Annotated in this window: 18 protein-coding genes and 1 pseudogene; 4 read left to right on the top strand and 15 right to left on the bottom strand. The window is 73.6% G+C overall.

Annotated features, from left to right (window positions below):
* Position 1 precedes the first annotated feature (1 nt).
* Positions 2-1,225, bottom strand: coding sequence for a radical SAM family heme chaperone HemW (gene hemW / locus H1D33_RS00900; RefSeq protein ID WP_307755295.1), 1,224 nt, complete (start codon positions 1,223-1,225; stop codon positions 2-4).
* Between the two features lie 19 nt (positions 1,226-1,244).
* Here hemW and H1D33_RS00895 point away from each other — a divergent pair, with 19 nt between their 5' ends.
* Positions 1,245-2,030, top strand: a complete 786-nt coding sequence (locus H1D33_RS00895; RefSeq protein ID WP_307755294.1) for an enoyl-CoA hydratase-related protein — start codon at positions 1,245-1,247, stop codon at positions 2,028-2,030.
* A gap of 154 nt (positions 2,031-2,184) precedes the next feature.
* A complete protein-coding gene (locus H1D33_RS00890; protein ID WP_307755293.1) occupies positions 2,185-3,045 on the top strand; it encodes a hypothetical protein in 861 nt (286 codons plus the stop codon).
* 10 nt (positions 3,046-3,055) lie between these two features.
* Here H1D33_RS00890 and H1D33_RS00885 read toward each other — a convergent pair whose 3' ends face one another.
* From H1D33_RS00885 to H1D33_RS00855, 7 genes are all read right to left on the bottom strand, one after another.
* Positions 3,056-3,886 carry a carbohydrate ABC transporter permease gene (locus tag H1D33_RS00885; protein WP_307755292.1) on the bottom strand — a complete coding sequence of 277 codons (831 nt, stop codon included), beginning with the start codon at positions 3,884-3,886 and terminating at the stop codon, positions 3,056-3,058.
* A complete protein-coding gene (locus H1D33_RS00880) occupies positions 3,883-4,872 on the bottom strand; it encodes a carbohydrate ABC transporter permease (RefSeq protein WP_307755291.1) in 990 nt (329 codons plus the stop codon). Before H1D33_RS00880 ends, H1D33_RS00885 begins: the two co-directional genes overlap by 4 nt.
* On the bottom strand, positions 4,869-6,161 hold the full coding sequence (locus H1D33_RS00875) for a sugar ABC transporter substrate-binding protein (protein ID WP_307755290.1): 1,293 nt from the start codon (positions 6,159-6,161) through the stop codon (positions 4,869-4,871). The genes H1D33_RS00880 and H1D33_RS00875 overlap by 4 nt, the downstream gene beginning before the upstream one ends.
* A gap of 220 nt (positions 6,162-6,381) precedes the next feature.
* Complete coding sequence (locus H1D33_RS00870; protein WP_098746948.1) at positions 6,382-6,666, bottom strand: GlsB/YeaQ/YmgE family stress response membrane protein; 285 nt, start codon at positions 6,664-6,666, stop codon at positions 6,382-6,384.
* A 248-nt stretch (positions 6,667-6,914) separates the two neighbouring features.
* Positions 6,915-7,199, bottom strand: coding sequence for a GlsB/YeaQ/YmgE family stress response membrane protein (locus tag H1D33_RS00865; protein ID WP_307755289.1), 285 nt, complete (start codon positions 7,197-7,199; stop codon positions 6,915-6,917).
* A 233-nt stretch (positions 7,200-7,432) separates the two neighbouring features.
* The gene (lepA, locus tag H1D33_RS00860; protein WP_307755288.1) at positions 7,433-9,310 is read right to left on the bottom strand and encodes a translation elongation factor 4; all 1,878 of its coding nucleotides are present in this window, start codon (positions 9,308-9,310) and stop codon (positions 7,433-7,435) included.
* A 95-nt stretch (positions 9,311-9,405) separates the two neighbouring features.
* Complete coding sequence (locus tag H1D33_RS00855; protein WP_307755287.1) at positions 9,406-9,942, bottom strand: DUF4240 domain-containing protein; 537 nt, start codon at positions 9,940-9,942, stop codon at positions 9,406-9,408.
* On the opposite strand from H1D33_RS00855, the gene H1D33_RS00850 reads away from it, so the two are divergent.
* Positions 9,941-10,996: a phosphotransferase family protein gene (locus H1D33_RS00850; protein ID WP_307755286.1), complete on the top strand. Its 1,056-nt coding sequence runs from the start codon at positions 9,941-9,943 to the stop codon at positions 10,994-10,996. The genes H1D33_RS00855 and H1D33_RS00850 overlap by 2 nt on opposite strands.
* Positions 10,997-11,255: 259 nt before the next feature.
* Positions 11,256-11,522: a 30S ribosomal protein S20 gene (rpsT, locus tag H1D33_RS00845; RefSeq protein ID WP_091071372.1), complete on the top strand. Its 267-nt coding sequence runs from the start codon at positions 11,256-11,258 to the stop codon at positions 11,520-11,522.
* Positions 11,523-11,623: 101 nt separating this feature from the next.
* On the opposite strand, the gene H1D33_RS00840 is transcribed toward rpsT, so the two are convergent.
* From H1D33_RS00840 to H1D33_RS00810, 7 genes and pseudogenes are all read right to left on the bottom strand, one after another.
* Entirely contained in the window at positions 11,624-12,874 is a 1,251-nt protein-coding gene (locus tag H1D33_RS00840) for a cellulose-binding domain-containing protein (protein ID WP_307755285.1), read from the bottom strand.
* Between the two features lie 224 nt (positions 12,875-13,098).
* On the bottom strand, positions 13,099-13,452 hold the full coding sequence (locus H1D33_RS00835) for a hypothetical protein (protein ID WP_181569841.1): 354 nt from the start codon (positions 13,450-13,452) through the stop codon (positions 13,099-13,101).
* A complete protein-coding gene (gene holA / locus H1D33_RS00830) occupies positions 13,449-14,429 on the bottom strand; it encodes a DNA polymerase III subunit delta (protein ID WP_181569842.1) in 981 nt (326 codons plus the stop codon). Before holA ends, H1D33_RS00835 begins: the two co-directional genes overlap by 4 nt.
* Before the next feature lie 135 nt (positions 14,430-14,564).
* Positions 14,565-16,930: pseudogene (locus tag H1D33_RS00825) on the bottom strand (ComEC/Rec2 family competence protein).
* On the bottom strand, positions 16,927-17,886 hold the full coding sequence (locus H1D33_RS00820; protein WP_181569844.1) for a ComEA family DNA-binding protein: 960 nt from the start codon (positions 17,884-17,886) through the stop codon (positions 16,927-16,929). Before H1D33_RS00820 ends, H1D33_RS00825 begins: the two are co-directional and overlap by 4 nt.
* 268 nt (positions 17,887-18,154) lie before the next feature.
* Positions 18,155-18,931, bottom strand: coding sequence for an SDR family NAD(P)-dependent oxidoreductase (locus tag H1D33_RS00815; RefSeq protein WP_181569845.1), 777 nt, complete (start codon positions 18,929-18,931; stop codon positions 18,155-18,157).
* Positions 18,928-19,779 carry a DegV family protein gene (locus H1D33_RS00810; protein WP_181569846.1) on the bottom strand — a complete coding sequence of 284 codons (852 nt, stop codon included), beginning with the start codon at positions 19,777-19,779 and terminating at the stop codon, positions 18,928-18,930. Before H1D33_RS00810 ends, H1D33_RS00815 begins: the two co-directional genes overlap by 4 nt.
* Positions 19,780-19,797: the final 18 nt, after the last annotated feature.

Genomic DNA, 19,797 nt, shown 5'->3' with positions numbered 1-19,797 from the left:
GTCAGGGCAGCAGGTCACGCACCACCGCGTCGGCCAGCAGCCGGCCGCGCAGCGTGAGCACCGCCCGGCCCTCGGCGTACGCGCCAGGGTCGAGCAGGCCACCGGCCCGGGCCCGTTCGGCCCCGGCACGGCCGGCGTCGTCCAGCACCTCCAGCGGCAGCCCGGAGGCGAGCCGCAGCCGCAGCATCACGTCCTCCATATGCTGCTCGTCACCGGTGAGCCGCTCCCGGGCCAGCGCGGGCGACGCACCGGCGGCCAGCCGCTCCGCGTACGCCGACGGGTGCTTGACGTTCCACCAGCGCACCCCGCCGACGTGGCTGTGCGCCCCCGGGCCCAGGCCCCACCAGTCGGCGCCGGTCCAGTAGAGCAGGTTGTGCCGGCACGCCGCCGCTTCCGACCGGGCCCAGTTGGACACCTCGTACCAGGAGAAGCCGGCCGCCCCGAGCGCCGCCTCGGCGGCCAGGTAGCGGTCCGCCGCCACGTCGTCGGAGGGGTACGGCAGCTCGCCCCGGCGCATCCGCGCGGCCAGCCGGGTGCCGTCCTCCACGATCAGGGCGTACGCGCTGACGTGGTCCACCCCCGCGTCGACCACCTGGGCCAGCGAGGCGGCGAAGTCGTCCGCCGTCTCCCCCGGCGTGCCGTAGATCAGGTCCAGGTTCACGTGGTCGAACCCGGCGTCGCGCGCCTCCCGGGCGGCGGCGGTGGCCCGGCCCGGCCCGTGCCGGCGGTCGAGCACCGCGAGCACCCCCGGCGCGGCCGACTGCATGCCCAGCGAGATCCGGGTGTAGCCGGCCGCCCGCAGTGTCCTCAGCGACTCCGGGGTCACCGACTCGGGGTTCGCCTCGGTGGTCACCTCGGCGCCGGCGGCCAGCCCCCAGGTGCGGTCGATGCCGTCGAGGATCCGGGCCAGGTCGTCGGCGGGCAGCAGGGTCGGGGTGCCGCCGCCGACGAAGACGGTGTCCACCCGGGGCGGCGGGGAGTCGCCCAGCACCCGGGCGGCGAGCGCCAGCTCGGCGAGCACGGTGTCGGCGTACGTCTCCCGGCTCGCCCCGCCACCCAGTTCGGCGGCGGTGTACGTGTTGAAGTCGCAGTAGCCGCACCGGCTGGCGCAGAACGGGACGTGCACGTACACCCCGAAGCCGCGGGCGCCGACGGCGCTTCGGGCGGTGTCGGGCAGCGACCCGTCGCGCGGGACGGGTTCGCCTTCTGGAAGGACGCCGGGCATGGCCACTAGTGTGCCCGGCATGACCTCTCCGGACGCTCTCGTGCGGGTCGCCACGGCCCGCGGGGTGACCACCCTCACCCTGGACAGCCCGCACAACCGCAACGCGCTCTCCACCCCGCTGATGACCGAGCTGCTGGCCGGGCTGGCCGCGGCGGTCGCCGACGACGCGGTCCGGGCGGTCGTGCTCGACCACACCGGCCCGGTGTTCTGCTCCGGCGCCGACCTGAAGGAGACCGCCGCCGCGTACGCCAGCGGGACCGTGCCGGCCGGGATGCTCGGCGACGTGCTGGTCGCCGTGCGGGAGTGCCCGAAGCCGGTGCTGGCGAAGGTGGCCGGGCCGGCCCGGGCCGGCGGGCTGGGCCTGATCGCCGCCGCCGACCTGGCGGTCTGCGCCGAGGACGCCACGTTCGCGTTCACCGAGGTGCGGATCGGCGTGATCCCGGCGGTCATCTCGGCGACCGTGCTGCCCCGGCTGAGCCCGCGGGCCGCCGCCGAGCTGTACCTGACCGGCGAGGTGTTCGACGGGCGGCGGGCCGCCGAGGTCGGCCTGGTCACGGCCGCGGTGCCGGCGGACGGGCTGGACGCCGCCGTGGAGCGCTACTGCGCCTCGCTGGTGAAGGGGGCGCCGGCCGCGCTGGCCGGGACGAAGTCGCTGCTGCGCCGGCCGGCGGCGACCGATCTGCGGGCGGAGATCGGTGCGTTGGCGGCGCTCTCCACCGGGTACTTCCTCTCCGACGAGGGGCGGGAGGGGGTGCTCGCGTTCCGCGAGAAGCGCCCGGCGGCGTGGGTGCCCGCCGGAGAATGAAAGGCGGGGCCCCCGCTTAACGCATTCGGTATAGGCGGGGCCCCCGCTTAACAGCGACCCGTCACGGGGCGGTGACGCGGTGGCGAGCAGTCCGGTCGGCCGAGTCGGGAAGCGGCGCCGGCGACGTACGCTGGTCGGACTGTCGGGACTGGGGGTGCTGGTGCGGACGCGAGCGGCGATCGTGGCATCTGGTGTGGTGGTGTGCGTGCTGGCCCTGCTCGCGGTCTGGTTCGTGACCAAGCAGTTCGGTCACCACCTGCGGCTGCCGCTGGCCAGCCGGACCTGCACCGTGCAGGCCGACGGCGAGGTGGTGCTCGGCGCCGACCAGATGGCCAACGCGGCCACCATCGCCGCCATCGGCATCCAGCGCCAGATGCCCGAACGCGCCGTGGTGGTGGCGCTGGCCACCGCCTACCAGGAGTCGCACCTGCGCAACATCGCCCACGGCGACCGGGACTCGCTCGGCCTGTTCCAGCAGCGTCCCAGCCAGGGCTGGGGCACCCCGGAGGAGATCCGCGACCCGCGCTACGCGACGAGGAAGTTCTACGCCGCGCTGAAGAAGGTCAAGGGCTGGCAGGACCTGCGGGTCACCGAGGCCGCGCAGCGGGTGCAGCGGTCGGCCTACCCCGAGGCGTACGAGAAGTGGGCCGACGAGTCGGAGGTGCTCACCCGCGCGCTGCTCGGCCAGGCGACCGGCGCGGTGGCCTGCACGGTCGGCTCGACGCCCACCATGCGCGGGCCGGCCGCGGCCAGCGCGGTGCTGGAGGGCCTGACGCTGGACTGGGGGCTGCCCCGGTTGACCGCGGCGGCGAACCTGACCGGGCTGACGGTGCCGGCCAGCGACGACCGCAACGGCTGGCGGTACGCGCACTGGCTGGTCTCGCACGCCGACGACCACGGCGTGAAGCGGGTCCGCTTCGGCAACCTGGAGTGGACGGCCGAGCAGGGCACCTGGGCCCGGGTGAAGGGCGACCCGACGACGCAGGTGCTGGCCGAGGTCTTCGCCGACACCTGATCGACCAGGCTCAGCCCTTCACCGCGCCCGCCACCAGCCCGGAGACCATCCGGCGCTGGACCAGCAGGAAGAACACGATCACCGGCAGGGTGAACAGGGTGGACGCGGCCATCACCGAGCCCCAGGCGGTGTCGTCCCGGCCGAAGAAGAACGTCATCGCCACCGGCAGCGTGTACTTCTGCTGGTCGTTGACGAAGGTCAACGCGAAGATCAGCTCGTTCCAGGCGGTGATGAACGAGAAGATGCTGGTGGCCACCAGGCCGGGCGCGACCAGCGGGAAGAGCACCTTGCGGAAGGTCTGCGCCCGGCTGGCGCCGTCGATCGCGGCGGCCTCCTCCAACTCCTTCGGCACCGCGGCCACGAAGCCGCGCAGCATCCAGACCGCGAACGGCAGCGAGAAGCCCAGGTAGGTGAGGATCAGGCTGGGCAGCGTGTTGTAGAGGCCGAGCCGCTGGATCATCAGGAACAGCGGGATGACCAGCGCCTCCAGCGGGATCATCTGCACCACCAGGAGCAGGATCAGGAAGCTGGTGCGCAGCTTGAACCGGAACCGGGCCACCGCGGTCGCGGCGAGCAGCGCGACCAGCCCGCTCAGCAGCACGGTGGCGACCGCGACCAGCACGCTGTTGAGGAAGAAGTCGAGGAACGTCACGCCCGGGATCAGGTTGCCGGTGAGGATCTCCCGGTAGTGCTCCAGGGTGGGCTCCGCCGGCACCGGGCGCGGCGTGGCGGAGAAGATCTCCCGGTTGGGCTTGAGCGAGGTCGCGATCATCCAGTAGACGGGGAACGCGGCGAAGAGCGCGACCAGCAGGCCCGCCCCGTTGAGCGCGAGCTTCTTCACGACTCGTCCTCCTGCCGAAGCACCATGCGGACGTACAGGGCGGTCACCACGAGCAGGATGACGGTGAGGATGACGGCGATCGCCGAGCCGAGGCCGTACTTGGGCGGCGGCGAGAACGCCTCCGCGTACGAGTAGATCGACAGCATGAACGTCGACCGGTCCTGCGTGCCGCCGGCCAGCACGAACTGCTGGGTGAAGACCTTGAAGTCCCAGATCGTGGAGAGCACCACGAGGATGCCGAAGACCGGGCGCAGGATCGGGAACGTGACGGACCAGAAGACCCGCCACGGGCCGGCGCCGTCGACCCGGGCCGCCTCCTGCAGCTCGCCCGGCACGCTCTTGAGGCCGGCCAGCACGCTCACCGCGATGAACGGGAACGAGTGCCAGACCACCACCAGCGTGAGGATGGCGAAGAACATGAGCGGATCGTTGAACCAGCCGTAGCCGGTCCAGTCGCTTCGGCCGAACAGCGTGCTGGAGAGGCCGTCGGGCAGCTTGTTGAACAGCCAGGTGACCAGGCCGCTCGTGTCGTCGAAGATCCACTTCCAGACGATCGTGCCGGTCAGCGCCGGGGTGGCCCAGGCGAGCATCACGCAGCTCGCCACGAAGGTGGCCATCTTCTTGCCGAGCCGGTTGAGCAGCAGCCCGACCAGCGTGCCGAGCACCATGGTCAGCGCCACGTTGGCGACCGCGAAGAGCACGGTGTTGCGCAACACCGTACGGAAGAACGGGTCGCCGAGGATCTGCGCGTAGTTGGCCAGGCCGACCCACGGCCACTCGCGGTCCCCCCGGAGCTGTCGGACGCTGTCCAGCTTGTAGAAGGACATCATCACGACCTGGCCGAGCGGCCAGAGCAGGAGCACGGCGATGATCGCCAGGCAGGGCAGGAGCAGCAGGTACGGGAGGCGGTCCACCTTGCGGCGGCGCCGCCGCGCGGGGTTCTCCCGCGCGGCGGCCTCGCCGGTGGCCTTGGTCAGCGTGGTCACTTGGCGTTGAGAATGCTTTCCATCTCGGTGGCCGCGTCGGCGGTTGCCTTCTCGACCGTCTTCTGACCCTTGATGACCGAGCTGTTCATCGCCTGGGTCACCGTCTTGGTGCGGCTGACCTCGACCCACTTGGGGGTGAGCGGGGTCAGCTTGGTGTTCTGGATGGCGGTGGCGAACGCGGCCATCACCTTGTCGTCGGCGTAGTTGCCGCTGCTGACCAGGTCCTTGTAGACCGGGAAGAAGCCGAGGCTGGAGGCGAACTCCTGGTCCTTCTGCTTGCTCAGCAGCACGGTCGTGTAGTCCCAGGCCAGGGCCTGCCGCTCGCTGTCCTTCCAGACCGCGATGTCGGAACCGCCGGCGAACGCCGGGGCGGCCTTGCCGTCCGGGCCGGGGATCGGGAACGTGCCCCAGACCTTCTCGATGTCCGGGTTGTCCTTCTTCATCGCGCCGCCCTGCCAGCTACCGGCGAACGCCATGGCGGCCTTGCCGGTGGCGAACTGGGTGCGGGCGTCGACCTCGTTCCAGCCGGCCGAGGCGGGCGGGGCGACCTTGTGCACGGTCACCAGGTCGGTCCAGAACTTGACCGCCTTCTGCGCCTCGGGCGTGTTGTAGCCGGACTTCCAGGTGTCGCCGTCCTTGGTGGCGATCTCGCCGCCGGCACCCCAGAGGAAGGAGTAGAACGGCAGCTCGGAGTTGCCGGGCAGGGCGATGCCGTAGGTGCCGGGCTTCTTGGCCTGCACGGCCTTGGCGGCGGCGACCATCTCGTCCCAGTTCGTCGGCGGCTTGACGCCGGCCTCGGCGAACCAGTCGGTGCGGTAGTAGACGGCGCGCACGCCGGCGTACCACGGCACGCCGTACTGCTTGCCGTCGAGCTGGGCGTTCTTCACCAGGTCGGGCAGGATGTCCTTGCCCTCGGACCAGCCGTTGAACTTGTCCGTGACGTCGGCGAGGGCCTCCTGGGCCGCCCAGCCCTGGGTCTCGGTGTTGCCCAGCTCGGTGACGTCCGGGCCCTCACCGCCGGCCAGCGCGGCCTGGAACTTCTTCGGCGCCTCGAGCCAGGGAATGTACTGCACCACGACGTCGGTCTCGGGGTGCTTCTTCTTGAACTCCGCCTCGACCGTGTCGAGGAACTTGGTCTGGGCGTCGCCGCCCTCGCCCATCATCCAGACCGTCAGCTTGCTGTTGTCGGCGGCCTTGTCGTCGTCGCCGGAGCCACCGCAACCGGTCAGCACCAGCGCGGCCGACGCCACGATGGCGGTGACCGGAGCCAGCCGCTTCCACCTGTTCACGCCATATCTCCCTCAGGGCCGTTTGGCACTAACCTTCTCCGCCGCACCTTAGTAGGAAAATTTCCTTTACAACAGGGGGAGGTTCGCGGCGGGCGGCCGAGGCGACCGTATCGCAGCCGAAGGCCCGGCCGGCAGGGGTGCCGTCCGGGCAGGTCAGAGCGGGGGTACGCGGACGGGCGCCCGGCCGGTGGCCGGGCGCCCGTCGAAGCTGTGGTGCGGGTCAGTAGCGCGAGACGCTGCGCCGGCGGCCGACACCGGCCACCAGGGCCACCGCGATGGCGGCGAAGAGCACCTGCAGCATCAGCTCGCGCCAGTCGATGCCGGCGGTCTCGGCGAAGCCGGAGGCCCGGGCGACGATCGTGCCCAGCAGCGCGGCGCCGACGCCGATCAGCATGTGCAGCCACATCGGCATGTTCTGCCGGCCCGGCACGACCAGCCGGCCCAGCGCGCCGACGATCAGACCAACGACCAGCGCGGTGATGATGCCCCAAACGGTGAGCTCCATGGTCGCCCTCCTCCTTCGGATCGTGTCACACGAGTTCGTGTGGTTTCTGTCGTGACCGCTAAGTTCCCGACCCGCCAAAATCCCAAACCGACTCCGGTGACGAATTGTTCGTACCGGCCCTGAGCTGCCGCTCAGCCCGCAAAACCCCGCTCGGCACGCTATTGCCCGGACCGACGGTGTTCAATGCGGAAACGCCGACGGGCGCCCGGCCATGTGGCCGGGCGCCCGTCGAGGCGCGTGATACGCGATCAGTGGTGGGTGACGCCGCGACGACGACCCACACCGGCCACCAGGGCCACGCCGATGGCGGCGAAGAGGACCTGCAGCAGCAGCTCGCGCCAGTCGATGCCGGCGGTGTTGGCGAAGCCGGAAGCGCGGGCGACGATCGTGCCCAGCAGCGCGGCGCCGACGCCGATCAGCATGTGCAGCCAGATCGGCATGTTCTGCCGGCCCGGCACGACCAGCCGGCCCAGCGCGCCGACGATCAGGCCGACGATCAGCGCGGTGATGATGCCCCAGACGGTGAGCTCCACGATCGGTCCTCCAAATAAGCGGTTTCGCACGTTCTGTGCGGTTGCTGTCGTGACCGCTAAGTTCCCGACCGGCCGAAAATCGAAACCGGCCGGAATCCCGCCGATCCGGCCCGCGACCGCCCCGACGGCCGAAACCGCAGGTGGGAGCGCCGTCCCAAGCTGAAAATTTCCTGAGTACGCGAGCCGGCCGGCACCCCCGGAGGGGTGCCGGCCGGTCGTGCGGGCGCTGGCGGCTACTTCTTGCCGGCCGACTTGGCGTCGCCGGAGTCGGAGGAGAGCGCGGCGATGAAGGCCTCCTGCGGGACCTCCACCCGGCCCACCATCTTCATCCGCTTCTTGCCCTCCTTCTGCTTCTCCAGCAGCTTGCGCTTCCGGCTGATGTCACCGCCGTAGCACTTGGCGAGCACGTCCTTGCGGATCGCCCGGATCGTCTCCCGGGCGATCACCCGGCTGCCGATGGCCGCCTGGATCGGCACCTCGAACTGCTGGCGCGGGATCAACGAGCGCAGCTTCGCCGCGATCGTCGTGCCGTAGTTGTAGGCCTTGTCCTTGTGCACGATCGCGCTGAACGCGTCCACCGGCTCGCCGTGCAGCAGGATGTCCACCTTCACCAGGTCGGACGCCTGCTCGCCGGAGGGCTCGTAGTCCAGCGAGGCGTAACCCTTGGTGCGGCTCTTGAGCTGGTCGAAGAAGTCGAAGATGATCTCGGCCAGCGGCAGCGTGTAGCGCAGCTCCACCCGGTCGGCGGAGAGGTAGTCCATGCCGAGCAGGGTGCCCCGCCGCCCCTGGCACAGCTCCATCACCGCGCCCACGTAGTCGTTCGGGGTGAGCACCGTGGCCCGCACCGTCGGCTCGTACACCTCGGCGATCTTGCCGGTCGGGTACTCGCTCGGGTTGGTGACCACGATCTCCTCGCCGTCCTCGGTGATGGCCCGGTAGACCACGTTGGGGGCGGTGGAGATGAGATCGAGGTTGAACTCCCGCTCCAGCCGCTCCCGGATGATCTCCAGGTGCAGCAGGCCGAGGAAGCCGCAACGGAAGCCGAAGCCCAGCGCGCCGGAGGTCTCCGGCTCGTAGACCAGCGCCGCGTCGTTGAGCTTGAGCTTGTCGAGCGCCTCGCGCAGGTTCGGGTAGTCCGAGCCGTCGATCGGATAGAGACCCGAGTAGACCATCGGCTTCGGGTCCTTGTAGCCGCCGAGCGCCTCCTTGGCCGGGTTGCCGTTGATGGTGACCGTGTCACCGACCCGGGACTGCCGGACGTCCTTCACGCCGGTGATCAGGTAGCCCACCTCACCGACGCCGAGCGCGTCGGCCTTCACCATCTCCGGCGAGATGACGCCGATCTCCAGCAACTCGTGCACCGCGCCGGTGGACATCATCTTGATCCGGTCCCGAGCCGAGATCCGGCCGTCGATCACCCGGACGTAGGTGACCACACCGCGGTAGACGTCGTACACCGAGTCGAAGATCATCGCGCGGGCCGGGGACTCGGCCGCGCCCACCGGCGGCACGAACTGCCGGACGATCTCGTCGAGCAGGTAGGGCACGCCCTCGCCGGTCTTGCCGGAGACCCGGATGCAGTCCGCCGGGTCGCCGCCGATCAGGTGGGCCAGTTCCTCGGCGTACTTCTCCGGCTGGGCGGCCGGCAGGTCGATCTTGTTGAGCACCGGGATGATGCGCAGGTCGTTCTCGAGCGCCAGGTAGAGGTTGGCAAGCGTCTGCGCCTCGATGCCCTGCGCGGCGTCGACCAGCAGGATCGCGCCCTCGCAGGCGGCCAGCGAACGGGACACCTCGTAGGTGAAGTCGACGTGACCGGGCGTGTCGATCATGTTGAGCACGGCGGCCTCGCCGGCCCGGTCGCCCTCCCGGATCGTCCACGGCATCCGGACGGCCTGGCTCTTGATGGTGATGCCGCGCTCGCGCTCGATGTCCATCCGGTCCAGGTATTGCGCGCGCATCTGCCGGGGATCCACCACACCGGTGAGCTGCAGCATCCGGTCGGCCAGGGTCGACTTCCCGTGGTCGATGTGGGCGATGATGCAGAAGTTCCGGATGCGCGCCGGGTCGGTGGCACCGGGAGCGTTCGCGCCGGGATCGAGCGTCGGGGGCACAGCGGTCCGTTCTGGTCGGCTGACGTGAGCGGGCCGGCGCGGCGCCGGCCCCCTCTATGCTCCCACGTCGCCCGCGAAGCGCCCGGGCTCCCCCGTCACTCCGCCGGCGGCTCGACGAAGAGCGCAGCCAGCCTCGGCAGCCGGCGGCGGGCCTCCTCCTCGTCGTCGAAGTCCCAGAAGTCGTTCAGGTCCGGCACCGGCACCGGATCGCGCTCGGCGGGCAACTCGGCCGCGGTGGCCTTCCGGTAGGCCTCCCAGGGCACCGACAGCATCCGCTCGCACTCGAACTCCTCGCCGCTGAGCGCCGCCGCCCGCACCCCGGGCAGCTCGGCCAGCGAATCCGGCTCGCCCACCGCCCGCGCGAAGACGGCCCGGCCCTGCGTCATCAGCCAGCCCCGGAAGTATTCGAAGCCGTCATCCGAGGCGCCGCCGTTGATCAGGTAGGCCGCGCCCCACAGGTCGACCCGGTAGGAGGCGGCGAGCACCCGCCGCTGGTGGTGGGCGTACCCGACGATCTCCTCGGGGTCGCGCTCGGCCAGCAGCGCGACCGCCCGCGCGGCGACCGCGTCGGCCTCTCCCCCGGCCCCGGCCCGGGCCTGGTCGATCAACTGCCAGAAGTCCTCGGTCCTCATGGTCGGCAGTCTGGCAGAGCCCACCGACGCGCCGCCGCTGCCCGACCGCGCGCCGGTGCGGCAGCATGGTGCGGTGCGCGCGATCTCGCTACCGCCCGTTCCGTACGGGGCGACTGCCGTCCGGCCCGGCTGGGCCGACCTGCCGGCCGGGCTGCGTGACGCGCTGGCGGCCCGGCTCGGCGGCCCGCCGGCCGCGGTGGAGGTGGCCGGCGGCGGCTTCACCCGCGGCTTCGCCGCCGTGCTCACCGGCCCGACCGGCGAGCGGGTGTTCGTCAAGGCGGCGGCGCTGGACGGGCAGCGGCACCTGGTCGACTGGTACGCCCACGAGGCCGCGATCCTCGCCCGGCTCCCCGCCGGCCTGCCGGTGCCCCGACCACGCTGGGCGCTGACCGGGTCCGGCTGGTACGCCCTCGCGCTGGACGCGATCGACGGGCACACCCCCCGGCTGCCCTGGGAGCCGGCCGAGCTGGCGGCGGCCCTCACCACGTACGCCGAGGTCGCCGCCGCGCTGGCCGACCCACCCGCGGACCTCGTCTCGCTCGGCCTGCCCCGCCTCGCCGACCTGGCCCGCGACGACATCCTCTGGTGGGGCGAGGTCGCCGCCGGCCGGGAGCCGCTGCCCGAGCCGGCGGCCCGGGCGCCGCTGGCGGAGCTGGTCGCGCTGGAGTCCCGCCTCCCCGGGTACGCCGACGCCACCCCCGGGCTGGCCCACGGCGACCTGCGGGTGGACAACCTCCTGATCGACCCGCACGGTCGCGCCTGGCTCTGCGACTGGACCTGGCTCTGTCACGGGCCGGCCTGGTTCGACCTGGCCGGCCTGTTGATCACCGGGTACGCCACCGGCCTGGACGCGGACGCCGCCTTCGCCGGCCACCCGGCGACCGCGCAGGCGCCCGCCGACGCGCTGGACGTGAGCCTCGCCGCACTCGCCGGCTACTTCCTCACCGGCGCCGCCGCCGGAGCGTCGAGCGCCTCCCCGCACCTGCGGTCGCACCAGCGGTGGAGCGGTGAGCAGGCGCTGGCCTGGCTGGCCTCCCGCCGGCACTGGACCTGACCCACCCACCCACCCACCCGCCCACCCGCCCGGCCACCCGCCCGGCCGCCCGGCCACCTGGTTAGGCGGGGCCCCCGCTTAACACCGCTGGTTAAGCGGGGGCCCCGCCTCTACCGAAAGCGTTAAGCGGGGCCCCCGCCTTACCCTCGTTTTGGATGGTGGGGGTGCCGCCTGGTAGCCTGGCCATTCGCGCGGCGATGACGCATGCTCGTCGCGCGCGGAAGCTGACCAACCCGAGCTATCAAGACGAGGCTGTCGCGTGGCGAACATCAAGTCCCAGATCAAGCGCAACCGGCAGAACGAGAAGCGCCGGCTGCGGAACAAGTCGGTCAAGTCGTCGCTGAAGACCGCCATCCGCAAGTTCCACGAGGCGGCTGAGGCCGGCGACGCCGAGAAGGCCACCGTGCTGATGCAGGAGGCCACCCGCAAGCTGGACAAGGCTGCCAGCAAGGGTGTCATCCACGCCAACCAGGCGGCCAACCGGAAGTCGGCGATCGCCAAGCGCGTCGCCTCGTTCTCGGCCTGACGAGACCGCAGACCTGACCGGAAGCCCCGGGACGCACCGTCCCGGGGCTTCCGGCTGTCCGCGTTTCCGGACCCGTCCCGCCCCCGCCGGGGCGGTACGGGTCAGCAGCCGATCCGGCTGGACCCGATCGCGACGTCGTCGTACCAGAGGGTGTCGGCCCCGCCGCCGTAGCTCTCCCAGCCCAGCTTCAGGTCGGTGAGCTGCGGGCGCCAGGTGCGGTTGTACCACTGGCCGTCGATGTCGTGCGTCGGCACGCCGTCGGCGGTGAGCCCGGCGACCGCCGCGCCGTCCAGCCAGGTGCGGAGCTGACCGGCCGAGCCGTCGACCATGAACTCCAGGCAGGCCCACCGGTTGGTGGGCAGCGGCAGGCTCTGCGCCACCCCCGCCGGGCTCTGCTCGGGCAGCGTCGCGTCGTCGGAGGCCCGGTTCCACTGCATGGCACCGTTCTGGCCGCCCATCCGCAGGTCCTTGTTGCCGTCGGCGGCGTCGGCCATCGCGATCATCGTGGTGTGGTCGGTGGGCTGGGCGGTGGTGTGCCGCACCCAGATCCGCCCGTACCGGACACTGCCCACGCCGCTGAGGTTCTTCGTCGACCGGATGAACACGTGGTTGCAGTAGCCGGCCGCGCCGTTGATCCGGACCGCCCGGCTGCCGCTGTGCGTGGTGGCCGTGTCGACGGTGGCCGTGCCGGCGCCGGCACAGTCCGGGTTGACCACGGTCCAGTCGCCGGAGGGCGTCGAACCGGTCTGGTTCTCGAAGCCGTCGCAGAGCACCGCCCCGGCGCACCCGGCCGGTGGGTTCGTGGTCGGCGGGGCACTGGTCGGCGGCGCGGTCGTCGGCGGGAGCGTGGTGGGCGGCGCGCTGGTGGGCGGGGCCGTGGTCGGTGGCGCGGTGGTCGGCGTCGTCGTGGTGGGCACGCCGGTCGGTCCGGCGCCGTTGCACGGTACGCCGTTCAGCGTGAACCCGGTCGGCGCGCCGCCACCGGTGGCGAACGTGCCCTGCACGCCGAACTCGGTGGAGCCACCGGCCGGGATGCTGCCGTTGTACGACAGGTTGCGGGCGGTCACCGTCGTCCCGGACTGGCCGACCGTGGCGTTCCAGCCGTTCGTGACGCGCTGGTCCCCGGCGTACGTCCAGGTGACGGTCCAACTGGAGACGGCGGTGTCACCCGGCGAGACCTTGACCGAGGCGGTGAATCCGCCGGGCCACTGGTTGGGCGTGTAGTCGACCCGGCAGCCCTGCGCGGCGGCGGCCGGGCCGGCGAGCAGGGCCGTTCCGGTCGCGGCCACGGTGGCGGCCAGCGCGGCGACGACTGCCAGGACGGGGGCGGTACGGGCGCGGAGAATCGTCATGAAGGGTCCTTCGACTTCGAGCGGGGCGGAGGCGGCGCGGCGGCACGCGTCCTGGAACGGACGCGGCGCGGCGACACGCCCTGGGTGTGGCGCGGCGATGCGCCACGGCGACTGGTCGGCGCGTAAGGCCGACTGCCCGGCTCGGGGTGGACCTGTCCGCCGCCGACGGTCCGGTCACCCGGACCCCGGCGGTGCCCACCCTCAATCTATTGACAGATTCCTATTCAATCAAGCGTCCGGGTCGTGGTGGGCACCCGCGCCCGCCCGACGACCGGCTCCATCTGCCGGCGGAACCGGTCCCGCTCCTGCTCGGGCACCTGCGCGGCGGTGCGGACCACCATCTCGGCCACCACGTCGTTCAGCTTGACCATCACCGCCACGGCGGTCGGCAGCACCAGCACCGCCCACCAGCTCACCAGCTCGGCGAGCGCGAGCAGCACGGCCAGCGCCGCGGCGCCCTCGAAGAAGAGGAAGCAGAGCACCCCGCCCGGGTTGACGAAGCGCAGTCCGAGCACCCGGGCGTAGAGCGGGCGGTACCGCTCCTCGTCCGTCGGCACGGTCGACCACGCTCGGGTCACCGGGCGCCACCCTGCCGGGCCGCGGCCACCGAGAAGACGGCCCGCTCCAGCGCGTAGGCCCGGTCGTCGGCACCGCCCTTGACCGCCGCGTTGCACTCGGCCGCCGCGCGCATCGCCTGGACCAGGCCCTCCGGCGTCCAGCCCCGCCCCTGGCGCTGGGCCCGCTCGATCTTCCACGCGGGCATGCCCAGGCTGCTGGCGAGCTGGTAGGCGCTGCCCCGCCCGGCCGAGGCGACCCGGGCCACGGTCCGTACGCCGTCGGCGAGCGCGTCGGCGATGGGCACCGGGTCCACCCCGACGTGCAGCGCCCAGCGCAGCGCCTCCAGCGCGCCGGGCACGTCACCGACCATCGTCGCGTCGGCCACGGTGAAGCCGGTGACCTCGACCCGGCCGCGGTAGTAACGGGACACCGTCTCGGCGGCGATCCGCCCGTCGGTGTCGGCGACGAGCTGCGAGCAGGCGGCGGCCAGCTCGCGCAGGTCGTTGCCGACCGCCGCGATCAGGGCCTCGGCCGCGTCGTCGGTGCACTTTCCGCCGTGGCGGCGGATCTCGTCCCGGACGAAGGCGACCCGTTCGCGGTGCCCCTTCAGCTTCGCCGCCGGGACCACGGTGGCGCCGGCCGACCGCAACCCGTCCGCGAACGCCTTGCCCTTCCCGCCACCCAGGTGCAGCACCACGAGCTGCACGTCGGGGTCGGGATTCTTCGCGTACGCCAGCAGCGCGGCGGACAGGTCCTTGCGGGTGTCCTGCCCGGAGCGGAGGACCAGCACCCGACGGCCACCGAACAGCGAGGGGCTGAGCATCTCGTCGATCTCGCCGACCGCCACCGAGCCGGCCTGGTATTCCCGCACGTCGACCTCGGGGTCCACCGCCCGGGCCCGGGCCACGGCTTCGGAGACCGCGCGCGTGGCGAGCAGCTCCTCGTCGCCGAGGACGAGCAGAATGGGAGGCAGGCTGGCGGGGCTCACGTCGCCCATACTCGCACGCACTCCGACCGGTTCGTGCCTGCTCATCGGGGACTGTGACGGCACAGCCCGCACTCAACGCAAATCCAGACATTTGCCTTGATGCGACACCTATGCCAACAAGATCCCCGATCCGCTCCGGCGCACTCACCGCGACCGCCCCGGCCCGACGCCCCGTGCCACCACCGCCAGGCCGGCACCGGCGCGCACCACGGCCACGTCGCCGTCGGTGTCGGTCCGCATCACCCGCGCCCCGGCCCTGGTCAGCCGGCCCAGCAGGCCGGGGTTGGGGTGCCCGTAGTCGTTGTCCACGCCGACACAGACCAGCGCGACCGCCGGGCGGACCGCGGCGAGGAAGTCCGGATCCTGGTACGCCGACCCGTGGTGCGCCACCTTCAGCACGTCCACCCGGATCGCGGCGGCCGGCACCGTCTCCCGCAGCGCCCGCTGCTCCTCGGTCTCGGCGTCCCCGGCCAGCAGGACCCGCACCCCGGCCACGGTGGCGGTCAGCACCAGCGAGTTGTTGTTCGGGTCGGAGCGGCTGCCCCGCAGCGGGTACGGCGGCCCGAGCGCGACCAGCTCGACCGCGCCGGCCCGCCAGCGCCAGCCCACCGGAACCGGATCGAGACGAGCGCCCCCACCGCGGGCCGCCTCGCGCACCTGGGCCACCCCGTAGGGCGGCTCGGACCAGGGCGGGCCCGCCACCGCGTGCACCCGCCGCCCCGGAACACCCCGGCCACCCCGCCCACGTGGTCGGCGTGGAAGTGGCTGACCACCAGCAGCGACACCTCGCGTACCCGCAGCCGCCGCAGGCAGCCGTCCACGGCGGACGGCTCCGGTCCGGCGTCGACCACCACGGCCCGCCCGGCGGCGACCGGCAGCACCACCGCGTCGCCCTGCCCCACCGCGCACGCCACCACCACCCACCCACGCGGCGGCCACCCGGAGGCCAGCAACCGGATCGGCACCGCGCCCAGCACCACGGCCACCACGACGACCGCGACCACCCGCCGGGCCCGACGCCGCCGGGCGGCCAGCAGCAGCGCCACGCTCACGGCCGCCAGCAGCAGCGCGCCGGCCACCCCACCCACCCACGGCGCGTTCCCGGCCGGCAGCCCCGCCCCGTGTGACGCCACCGTCACCAGCCAGCGTGCCGGCCAGCTCGCCAGCCAGGCGAGGAACTCGGCACCACCCGGCCACACCGGCGACAGCACGGCGGCCAGCACGCCCAGCACCGTGGCCGGCGCGACGGCCGGCACCACCAGCAGGTTCGCCGGCACCGCCACCAGGCTGACGGTCGCCGACAGCCCGGCGATCACCGGGCCGCACGCGAGCTGCGCGGCGGCCGGCACCGCCAGCGCCTCCGCCAGCCCCGGCGGTACGCCCCGACGACGCAACGCGTCCCGCCACCCGGGCGCGAGCAGCAGCAACCCGCCGGTGGCGCAGACCGACAGCGCGAAACCCGGATCCCCGGCCAGGTCCGGGTCCAGCAGCACCAGGACGGCGACCGCGGCGGCCAGCGCGGGCAGTGCGGCCCGGGGCCGCCCGGTGGCCAGCGCGGCGAGCCCGATCGCGCCCATCGCCGCGGCCCGCACCACGCTCGGCGACGGCCGCACCAGGACGACGAAGCCGACCAGGGCCAGCCCGCAGAGCGCCACCGCGGTACGCGGGCCGGCGCGCGCCCAGCGGGCCAGCAGCAGCACCGCCCCCACGACGATCGCCACGTTGGAACCGGACACCGCGTTGAGGTGCGTCATCCCGGTGGCCCGGAAGTCCTCCTCCACCTCGGGCAGCAGCCGGCTGGTGTCGCCCACCACCAGGCCGGGCAGCAACCCGCCCGGGGCGTCGGGCAGCGGTTCGCAGGCCCGTTGCAGCCCGGCCCGCAGCGCGCCGGCCGCGCGTTGCGCCCACGACGGGACGCCGTGCCGGACGGGCGCCCCGGTGGCCGAGAGCACCGCTGCGGTGAGATCGCCGCCGCGCGGCTCGGCGAGCCGGCCCCGGGCGGTGACCCGCTGCCCCGGCAGCAGCCCCTGCCAGCCGGGGTCGGTGGCGAGCACCAGACCGCGTACCGGGCCGGTGACCCGGCCGTCGTCGGGGCCGGTGAGGCGGACCAGGTCGACCCGGATCAGCAGCGGCGCCGGGCGGCCGGGTGAGCCGCGCACCCGGCGGGGGTCGTCGCGGACCACCAGCTCGGCGGTGACCATCGCGTGCTCGGCGACGAGCGCGCGGACCGGAGCGGCGTCGCGGACCGCGAGCCGGGCCCCGGTCGCCGCCGCTCCGCAGAGCACGCCGAGCAGGACGGCCACGACGAGCCAGCCGTGGCGGCGGATCGGCGCGGGGCGCTCCCGGCGCAGGCGTAGCCCCGCGACCAGCGCGAGCACGGCGGCGACGGCGGCCAGCCAAGCGGTCGCCACGACGGAGAGGTGCAGCCCGGCCAGCGCGGCCAGCCAGACCGCCACCGCGAACCCGGCCAGCCGCAGGTCCGGTCGCGCGTCCGACCCGTCGACGCTCACACCGTCACCAGTTCCTTGAGCTGCTCGTAGCGGGCGTCGCCGATGCCCTCGACCTGCCGCAGGTCGGAGACGGACCGGAAGCCGCCGTGCTGCTCCCGATGGTCGAGGATGCGCTGGGCGAGCACCGGGCCGACGCCGGGCAGACCGTCGAGCTGGGCCAGCGTCGCGGTGTTCAGATTGACCGGCCCGGCCGGCGCCGCCCCGCCGCCCGCCGCCGGGCCGGGCGCACCACCGCCGGGCGCGGGCTGCCCCGGCGGGGCGGTGACGCCGACCAGGATCAGCTCGCCGTCGGTGACCTTGCGGGCGGGGTTGAGCAGCGCCACGTCCACCCCGGGCAACGCGCCGCCGGCGGCCGCCACGGCGTCGGCCAGCCGCGCGCCGGCGGGCAATCGCACCAGCCCCGGACGGCGGACCTTGCCGGCGACCGCGACGACCACCTGACCGGACGACCCGGCCGGCGCCGCCGCCCCGCCAGCCACCGGCGTCGCCTCCCCGGCCGACGCTTCTCCGGCCGACGCTTCCCCGGCCGGAGCGATCGGGCGGACGGGTTCGGCGGTCGGGCGGGAGCGCCACGCCCAGACGGCGGCCACCAGCACGACGAGCGCGGCCACGGCGGCGAGGGCGCGGACCCCGCGCCGACCCGGGTCGAACGCGCCCGGTCCGGGCAGCCGAGACGCCAGCCCTCTCCCGGGCTCCGGGTCCGGGCTCTCCGCGGGCCCGTCGGCATCGCTCACCAGGGATGCGCCGAACAGCGGCACCGGCGCCTGGTCGGGCTCCGGATGGTCACGCCGCGGTCCGGAGCGGCGCAGCTCGACGAACGGGTACGCCGGCTCCGGCGCCGCCGCTCGGACGGCATGTGGCGCGATGCCTACGGCGGCATCGGCAGCCTCGCCCGGTGCTGGCGCGAAAAGCCGGGTGAGCCGCCGCCGTACCGTCGTCTCCTCGTCGTCTGACACGGCTCGGGACGCTAGCGGCGACGGCGGGCCGACGGTGGTCCCACGGACCCTCGCCTGTGGACAAGTGGCGCTTGTGGACAGCCGCCTGATCAAGCCGCCGATGTGCTGGCCGGCGGCGTCGAAGGCGCGCCGGTCCGATCGGGACTGGCCAGGAAACGTGATGTCGAGGACGACTCAGGTCTGTCGGCAACGCTGGCGCCTCCAGACTCCCGGCCCCGACCTCCGCCGCCCGACGCGGGTGGTTCGAGCGGGATAGGCACGCCAGGGATCAGCGCGCCTCGGGGTCGAGGCCGAGCGCGGCCCGGCCCCCGTCGACCGGCAGCGTCACCCCGTTGACGAACGAGGCCGCCGGCGACAGCAGGAACGCGACCACCTCGGCCACCTCTCCGGTGCGCCCCATCCGGCCCACCGGGTGCAGGCGGGCCAGCTCCGACTCGACGTGCGCCACCCCGGCTGGGTCCAACCCGGCGAGGAAGGCGGTGTGCCGCTCGGTGTGGATCGAGCCGAGCGCGACCGTGTTGGTGCGGATCCCGCGCGGACCGTAGTCGACCGCCAGCGCCCGGGTCAGCCCCTCCACCGCGGCCTTCGCGGTCGCGTACGGCAGGGCGCCGGGCACCGCCCGGCGGGCCTGGTGGGAGGAGACGTTGACGATCGCGCCACCGGCATCGGCGGCCAGGAACCGGCGTACGGCGGTGCCGGCGCCGACCACGGCGGGGCGCAGGTTGGCCGCGATCAGGTCGAACACCTCGGTCGCGGACTCGCGGTGCAGGTCGGCGTCGCGGAAGACGGCGGCGTTGTTCACCCAGCCGGCCAGCGGGCCGTGCGCCTCGGCGCGGTCGGCGGCGTCGGCGGTGACCGTCTCGTCGGCGGCGTCCCCGGTGACGGCGTGCAGCCGGTCGGCGGCCGGGTGCCCGGCCAGCCAGTCCGTCGCGCCGGCGTCCCGCTCGACGACCACCACGGTCCCGCCGTCGGCGGCCAGCCGTTCCACGATCGCCCGCCCGACCCCACGCCCGCCGCCGGTGACGACGTACGACCGGGCGCTCATCGGCGGCGGTGGACGACCACGCAGGCCAGTCCGGGGCCGGCGTGCGCGGCGACCACCGCGCCGGCCTCGGTGACGTACGTCTCGTGCAGTCGGTCGCCCAGCCGCTCGGTGAGCGCGGCCAGCAGCGCCTCGGCGCGCTGCGGGGCGGAGAGGTGGTGCACCGCGAGGTCGACGTCGGCGTCGCCGGCCGCCTCGACGGCCAGGTCGACCAGGCGGGCCACGCCCCGGCTGGCGGTGCGGACCTTGTCCTTCACGACGATCGCACCGTCCGGCATGTGCATGATCGGCTTGACCGAGAGCGCGGTGCCGAGCAGCGCCTCGGCGGCGTTGATCCGGCCGCCCCGGCGCAGGAACTCCAGCGTGTCGACGTAGAAGTAGATGGTGGTCCGGTCGACCGCGTCCAGCGCCGCCGCGCGTACCCCGGTCAGGTCGGCTCCCCCGGCGGCGGCCGCGGCGGCGGCGAGCGCCGGGAAGCCGAGGCCCATGCCGCAGGAGCGGCTGTCCACGACGGTGACCCGGTCGTCGCCGATCTCGCCGGCGGCCAGCCGGGCCGCCTCGACGGTGCCGGACAACTCGGCGGAGAGGTGCACCGAGACCACGCCGTCGGCGCCCTCGGCGAGCAGCGCGCGGTAGACCTGGGCGAACTGCTCCGGCGCGGGGCGGGACGTGCTCACCGAGACGCGGCGGGCGCTCAGCGCGAGGGTGGCGTCCGCCGGGGAGGTCTCGACGCCTTCCAGGCCTTCGGCGCCGTTGAGCACCACGGTCAGTGGGACGACGGTGAGCCGGTGCGCGCGGGCCAGATCGGGGGGCAGGTAGGCGGTGGAGTCGGTGACGACCGCTACGGGCATGACCGGCACGCTAGCCGA

It is taken from the genome of Micromonospora ferruginea (assembly GCF_013694245.2).
Taxonomy (GTDB): Bacteria; Actinomycetota; Actinomycetes; order Mycobacteriales; family Micromonosporaceae; genus Micromonospora; species Micromonospora robiginosa.
This window is presented reverse-complemented; position numbering and strand designations above follow the sequence as displayed.